This window comes from Streptomyces tricolor (assembly GCF_002155905.1).
GTDB lineage: Bacteria > Actinomycetota > Actinomycetes > Streptomycetales > Streptomycetaceae > Streptomyces > Streptomyces tricolor.
Window position 1 is genome coordinate 20,443 of record NZ_MUMF01000452.1, and the last position, 6,644, is coordinate 27,086.

General features: G+C 72.7%; 5 protein-coding genes and 1 pseudogene. 2 read left to right on the forward strand and 4 right to left on the reverse strand.

Going from position 1 to position 6,644, the window contains the following annotated elements; translation table 11 throughout:
• The first annotated feature begins 112 nt into the window (after positions 1 to 112).
• Complete coding sequence (locus CCN44_RS29390) at positions 113 to 1,516, forward strand: FAD-binding oxidoreductase (RefSeq protein ID WP_086700914.1); 1,404 nt, start codon at positions 113 to 115, stop codon at positions 1,514 to 1,516.
• Between the two features lie 201 nt (positions 1,517 to 1,717).
• Here the strand turns inward: CCN44_RS29390 and mhpA are convergent.
• The 3 genes and pseudogenes from mhpA to CCN44_RS29405 all read right to left on the reverse strand — a co-directional run bounded on the left by mhpA (position 1,718) and on the right by CCN44_RS29405 (position 5,429).
• Positions 1,718 to 3,297: pseudogene (mhpA, locus tag CCN44_RS29395) on the reverse strand (bifunctional 3-(3-hydroxy-phenyl)propionate/3-hydroxycinnamic acid hydroxylase MhpA).
• 7 nt (positions 3,298 to 3,304) lie between these two features.
• A complete protein-coding gene (locus tag CCN44_RS29400; protein WP_059246606.1) occupies positions 3,305 to 4,255 on the reverse strand; it encodes a fumarylacetoacetate hydrolase family protein in 951 nt (316 codons plus the stop codon).
• 28 nt (positions 4,256 to 4,283) lie between these two features.
• On the reverse strand, positions 4,284 to 5,429 hold the full coding sequence (locus tag CCN44_RS29405) for a VOC family protein (protein ID WP_086700917.1): 1,146 nt from the start codon (positions 5,427 to 5,429) through the stop codon (positions 4,284 to 4,286).
• Between the two features lie 137 nt (positions 5,430 to 5,566).
• Between CCN44_RS29405 and CCN44_RS29410 the strand changes: the two genes are divergently transcribed.
• Positions 5,567 to 6,202: a TetR/AcrR family transcriptional regulator gene (locus CCN44_RS29410; protein ID WP_189396972.1), complete on the forward strand. Its 636-nt coding sequence runs from the start codon at positions 5,567 to 5,569 to the stop codon at positions 6,200 to 6,202.
• Positions 6,203 to 6,284: 82 nt separating this feature from the next.
• Here CCN44_RS29410 and CCN44_RS29415 read toward each other — a convergent pair.
• A partial coding sequence (locus tag CCN44_RS29415; protein ID WP_086700923.1) for a 2'-5' RNA ligase family protein occupies positions 6,285 to 6,644 on the reverse strand: 360 nt, incomplete at its 5' end.

Here is a 6,644-nt window from a genome sequence, read left to right on the forward strand (position 1 = left end):
GGCACCGGGCGAGTCGGACCGGGCCTGACCTCGCCGCGGTGCAGGGGTGTCCGCTCCGGCCTAGCGTGGAAGGACGACCAGCTCGCGTCGCGCCCCGGGAGAGGTGAGGCCCATGCCGAGCGAGCAGGCAGCGGCAGGCGAGCGGGCCCTGGCCGAACGGCTCCGGTCCTCGCTGCGCGGGGAGGTGATCGACCGTGGTCACCCCGGTTATGACAAGGCACGGGCCGTGTGGAACGGGCTGATCGACCGCCGGCCCGCGGTGATCGCCCGGTGCGCCGGGACGGCCGACGTCGTCGAGGCGGTGGCGGCCGCGCGCGAGCACCGGCCGGTCGTGAGCATCCGCGGCGGCGGGCACCAGGTCGCGGGGAGCGGTGTGTGCGACGACGGCTTGGTGATCGACCTGTCGCCCATGAAGGGCGTACACGTCGACCCCTCGGCCCGCACCGCGCGCGCCCAGGCGGGCGTGACCTGGGGCGAACTCGACCGTGAGACGCAGCTGCACGGGCTGGTCACACCCGGCGGGGAGATCTCGGCGACCGGGATCGCGGGTCTCACGCTGGGCGGCGGCCTCGGGTTCGTGATGCGGACGTTCGGGCTGAGCTGCGACAGCGTCCGCTCGCTGGAGATCGTCACCGCGGACGGCGTGGTGCGCACGGCGAGCCGGGAGGAGGAGCCCGACTTGTTCTGGGCGGCGCGCGGCGGGGGCCGGGGGCTGGGCGTCGTCACGTCCTTCGAGTTCGACCTCCATGCGCTCGGTCCGGAGGTGGCCGGGGTGCTGGTTCTCCACGCCCAGGAGCGTGCCGAGGAAGTGCTGCGGGCCTGGCGGGACGCGACGTACACCGCGCCGGAGACGGTCACGCCGGAGATCCTGCTCTGGAGCGTCCCCGCCGGCCCCGCGATCCCACCGGAACTGCACTGGTCGAACTGTGTGATGCTCGGTGCCGTGTACGGCGGCCCGCCGGACGGCGGCGCCACCGCCGCGCTGGCGCCGCAGCGGGACCTGGGACCGCCGCTCATGGACCTGAGCGGAACCCTGCCGTATGTCACGCTGCAGAGCGCGAACACCTGGCGGTTCCCCGACGGCGAACGCTACTTCATGAAGTCGCACTTCATGGAGGAACTGACGGACGACGCCATCCGGACCCTGGTGGACTGGGACTCCCGGCGGCCGACTCCGGAGAGCCTGATCGTCGTCCGCACCCTGGGCGGTGCCGTGGCGCGCGTGGGCCCCGATGACAGCGCCTTCGCGCATCGGTCCGCGCGCTACAACGTGAGCATCGACGCGGGCTGGCGGGACCCCGCGCTGGACGAGGCCGCGATCGGGTGGGCGCGCTCGGCATGGGACGCGATGAAGCCGTTCTCGAGCGGCGGGACGTACGTCAATTTCGCCGGGCTCGGCGAGGACGCGAGCGAGCTGCGGGGCGCGGTCTTCGGCGCGCACGAGGAGCGGCTGGAGCGCACCCGCGCCGCATACGACCCGGAGGGCCTGTTCGCGCCTGCCGCGCGCAGACCGTGAACCGGCCGTACCGCCGGAGCGCACGCCGACGCCCCCGACAACCTCGGCGCGGGCCGGCCCCGGGAGGTGCTGCACGGTCGCTGATGTACACCCCCCTGTGGTGCCGGCAGCGCGGTGACGGCCGCCGGCCGACGCCGGCAGCGCTGTGGCGGCTGTCCGCGACAGCGTGCGGACCAGGCGTCGTGAAGGGCTCGGGCACGCTCATCGTGCGGCGCTCCTCAGCAGGCTGTTCCCGACGTTCCGGCGAGCGGGGAGGGGGTGCGTGCGGTGTGCAGAAGGGGCGCCCAGGTGGCGGTGCCGGTGAAGTCGCGGCCGCCCGCCGGGACGATGTCCATGACGACGCGGTCGGGGCGCAGCAGGACGGCGTCGGCCCGGCCGGCGCGCAGCCAGGCGGCGAGCGTGCCGTCGTCGCCGAGGCCGTTCACGGGGATCGGGTGGACGCCGATCGCGTGGGCGAGGGCGTTCAGCGAGGGCCAGGGTTCGGTGCCGGTCAGGATGGCGAAGGAGTCGCCGAGCAGTTCGTCGAGGCGGGTACGCCGTCCCTCGGCGGTGATCCACGGTTGCGGGCAGTGGGTGCCCGCCAGGCCCCCGCGGAGGCGGCGTCGGACGAGGGGCCCGGCGGTCAGGGGCGGACTGAGGTCGCGGCCGGCCGCCGCGGCCAGACCGGGTATCCGGCAGGCTGCGGCCAGGAGTCCGCGGCGCAGCGCGGCGGCGTCGTCCTGACCGCCGGTCATGGCCCAGCCCATGGCGACCGCCAGCCGGATCACATACCGGGCGTGCGGCTTGCGTTCGCTCTCGTAGGTGTCCAGCAGCCGCTCGTCGCCGCCCCGCTGGAGGACGTGGGCAAGCTTCCAGGTGAGGTTGCAGGCGTCCCGCAGGCCCGAACACAGCCCCTGTCCGATGAACGGCGGGGTGAGGTGAGCGGCGTCGCCGAGGAGGAAGACCCGTCCGCTGCTCCAGCGGTCGGCGACCAGCGCCCGGAAGGTGTACTGCGCTTCGCGGACGATCTCGAAGTCCCCGTCGCAGGAGGGCGGCAGCCACGGTGCGATCAGTTCGCGCACCGGCTTCTCGGCGTCCCCGAGCCGGAACTCCCAGCGGTAGCGGTCCTCGCCGATGCGCATGAAGGTCGCCGGCCGGTGCGGGTCGCAGACCTGGTCGACGCCCTCCCAGGAGCGGACGTCGGCCTTCGTGCGGACGTCGATGACGGTCCAGCGTTCCTCGAAGCGCAGGTCCTCCCACACGGCGCCGATGGCGTCGCGGGTGAGGCTGCCCGCGCCGTCGCAGCCGAGGACCGCGTCGGCCCACAGCAGGTGTTCACCCTCGCCGTCGCGGTAGGTGACGCGGACCGGCCCGTGGGCATGCTGCTCGACCGCCGTCACCTCCACCCCGCCCCGCAGTTCGCACTCCGGGCGGCGGGCCAGGGCGTCGCGCAGCAGCCGTTCCAGCTCCGGCTGGTCGAACATGCTGGTCTGCGGGTAGCCGTGGTGGCCGTGCTGTGTGCGGCGGAACTCGGCCATCACCCGGTGCCGGGCGTCCAGCAGCCGCAGCCCGCCTGCCGGGCGGGCGATCGCGGCGAACTCCTCGCCGACGCCCGCGGCCTGGAGGATCCTGCGGACCTCGTCGTCGGTTGCGACGGCGCGCGGGAGGGGGTAGACGTCCCGGTGGCGTTCCAGGATCAGGGTGCGGACTCCGCGCCGGGCCAGCAGGAGGGCGGCGGTCACGCCCACCGGTCCGGCGCCGATGATCACGACGGGCACACGTGTGGCTTCATCGACGGTCATGTGCGGCTCACCTCGGGTGTCGGTTCGCGTCCGCGACCGGCGTGCGCTGCTCGCCGAGGTCGATCCGGCCGTCCGGGGTGGAGATCGTCGCCGTGATCACGTCACCCGTGTGCAGGTAGTGCGGGTTACGGGCCTGGCTCTTGAAGAACGTCTTCCATTTCACGGCGGGCGGCAGCAGCGCGCCGATCTTCTCGACCGCCTTGGGCGGGGCCTTGAGGGCCGTGCCGCCGGGTGTGCCGGTCAGCAGCAGGTCGCCGGGGTCGAGGGTCTGGAAGCGGGCCAGCAGGGTGAGGGCCTGAGCCGGGCGGACGATCATGTCGGCGAGGGTGCGGTCCTGGCGCAGCTCGCCGTTGACGGACAACCTCAGGCGCAGGTCGAGGAGATGAGCGAAGTCCTCCGGCTCCAGCAGCGCCAGGTGCGGCCCGGTCGGGGTGAAGGTCGGGTACGACTTGCTCTCGTAGAACTGCGTCTTGGTCAGCTGGACATCACGGGCGCTGACGTCGTTGGTGATCACCAGCCCGGCGATGTACGACGGCAGGTCCCGCTCCTCGACCACGGTGCCGACGGGCAGGGGCGCCCCCATGACGAGCCCGAGTTCGATCTCGTAGTCGAGGAACTTCACGTGCGACGGGCGGACGACGGCCTCGCCCGGTCCGCTGACCGAGCCGGACGCCTTGCGGAAGAAGGCGGGCGGGATGTCGCCGGTGAAGCCCGAGTCGCGGGCGTGGCTCCGGTAGTTCACCATCTGGGCGATCACGCGGCAGGGGGTGGTGACCGGCGAGAGGGCGACCAGGTCGGCGACGGGCGTGCCCGCCTCACCGGAGAGGGCGGCCTCTCGTACGGCATCACGGTCGGCGATGAGTTCGGCGGTGGTGGCGGCCTTGGTGTCGACGGGGACGGCCCGGTCGCCGCGGAGAACCCACCAGCCGTCGGCGGTGCGCAGGACGTTCGTGCTCATGTCAGTGCCTTCGTGAGGGGGTCGGGGTTCAGGACGTGGCGGCTTTGAGCAGGCCCAGCAGGCGTGCCGGATCCATCTCGTTGTCGCCTCGCAGGGCTTCGATGACGTCGCGGACCCGTTGTGGGGAAGGGCTGGCGCCGAGGAAGTCGCGGGTGGCAGGGGGTCCCCACTGGGCAAGGCCGCTGGTCGACATGGGGGCCCACCCCGGCTCGACGTCGCAGGAGAACAGGTCGCCGTCGGCGAAGTGCTCCAGCATGAAGTGGTCGGGGTCGCGCCAGTAGTCGAAGAGCTGGCTGCCCTGGATGTGCCGGCCGATGCCCCAGCTGCGTTGGTAGCCACGCTCGGCCAGGTACTCTCCGCCGGCGGCGATCGAGTCGAGGTCGGTCACCTGGTAGGCGGAGTGGACATAGCCGTTGCCCGGGCCCAGGTGCATGGCCAGCGTGTGGTGGTCAACGGCCCGGCTGCCCTGGTCACAGCGGATGAACGCCATCGTCGGGCCTCGGTCGCGCTGGCCGTCCAGGAACAGGAAGTCGGAGACGATCATCCCGAGGGTGTCCAGGTACCAGTCCAGGGCCCGCCCGAACACCCTTGTCTCCAGGACCACATGACCCAGGCGCTGGATGCGGGAGGGTTCACGCGGCGGGCGCTGGGTGACGTTCGTACGGCGGTGATCGGTACCGAAGTTGAGCAGCAGCGGCTGCTGCTCGGGCAGCGCCGGCAGTTCCTCTCCGCAGTGCACGACCCGGACCGGGAAGCCGGAGGGGTCGAGCAGGTCGACCACCTTGCCGCCGCCGGGCACGTCCGCGTCCCGTACGGACGTGCCCGTGGCGCGGGCCAGCCGGTCCAGGTCGGCCCGCTCGGCGGCCCGGAACGCCGGGCCGATGAAACGGGAGGTCCGGCCGCGCCGGATCACCATGCACGGCGAGCCGGCAAAGGTGCCGCGCAGCCACAGCTCGCTCTCGCTCCGGACGGCGATACCGAAGCCGAAGTCCCGGGCGAAGACCTCGGCCCGGTCCAGATCGGGCTTCTCGAACTCCAGCCAGGCCAGATCGGCCACCTTGATCACCGGGTTGCGGGAGCGGCCGGGGTGTTCGCCGCGCAAGGCGCCCTGCTCGCTGTGAAGGTCCTGGTGGGCCGTGATGACGTCGGCCCCGTTGACGCGGGTTTCAGACATGGCGCCCTCCGAGCGGCATTGCTGCGAACTGATGAAAGCATCAACTGTGATGGCCCCATCGTCAAGATGCCTCACGGCCGGAATGATGAATTCATCAGGACTGGGACTGTCATCGTCGCGACCGTTAGACTCGGCGCATGGCAACGTCAGCCCCGCCCAGCAACCGGTTCGAGCGGCGTCGCGCCGAGACCCGGCGGGCTCTCGTGCGAGCGGCCCGGCAGATACTCGCCGAGACCGGGGACACGAGCGCCAGCATCCAGGCGATCGCCGAGCGCGCCGACGTCGGCTTCGGCTCCTTCTACAACCACTTCGAGTCCAAGACGGAGCTGTTCGAGGCCGCGGTGCAGGACGCGCTGGAGGAGTTCGGCCAGACCTTCGACGAGCACCTGGCCGGGATCGACGACCCCGCCGAGCTGGTCGCGGCCGGCTTCCGGCTCAGCGCCCGGATGGCCGAGTCGCACCCGGAACTGATGCAGGTGCTGCGCCGCCGGGGCCTCGGCCACATCCACTCCGACAACGGTCTGACCCGGCGGGCGCTGCGGGACGTCGAGGTCGGCATGGCCTCCGGTCGCTTCACCGCCGTCGACCCGGCGGTCGCCCTGTCCGCATTGGGTGGCACCCTGCTGTCCCTGGTGGAGCTGAGATTCGCCCGCCCCGACATGGACGGCGACGACGCCGCGGTGAACCTCGCGGAGATGGTCCTGCGCATGCTGGGCGTCCCGCCGGACGACGCCCACGAGGTCGCCCGGCGCCCCCTCCCCGACCTCGCCTGACCGACCACCGACGCCCGCTCTCCCTGCGGCGGACTGGGCGTCGATCCCGTGCCCGAGGTGGCGACGAGCGCGGACGCAGTGCTCAGGGGCGGGGCGCCAGCATCTCCAGGGCACCGGTCTCGGTGTCGTAGCTGCGCAGGGTGATGAGCCGGACCGACAGCGGGGGCGGCGGCAGCAGTTCGGGGACCCGCCGGCCCGCGAAGGCGCCGGCCCGCCGGGTACGGCCGAGGGTGATGTGCGGACTCCACCGGTCAGGCTGATGGAAGGGGTTGAGGGCCGCGGGCGGGCTGTCCGAGGCCACCGCCTCCCACACCCGGCGGTGCAAGCCGGCCAGCGCGGAGTCGAGGTCCAGCGCCCAGGCCAGCACCGAGGTCGGCCGCTCGAAGCGGACCACGCCGGTGCACCGCACCGGCAGCGGCAGGGCGGCGGCCACCTCGGCGAG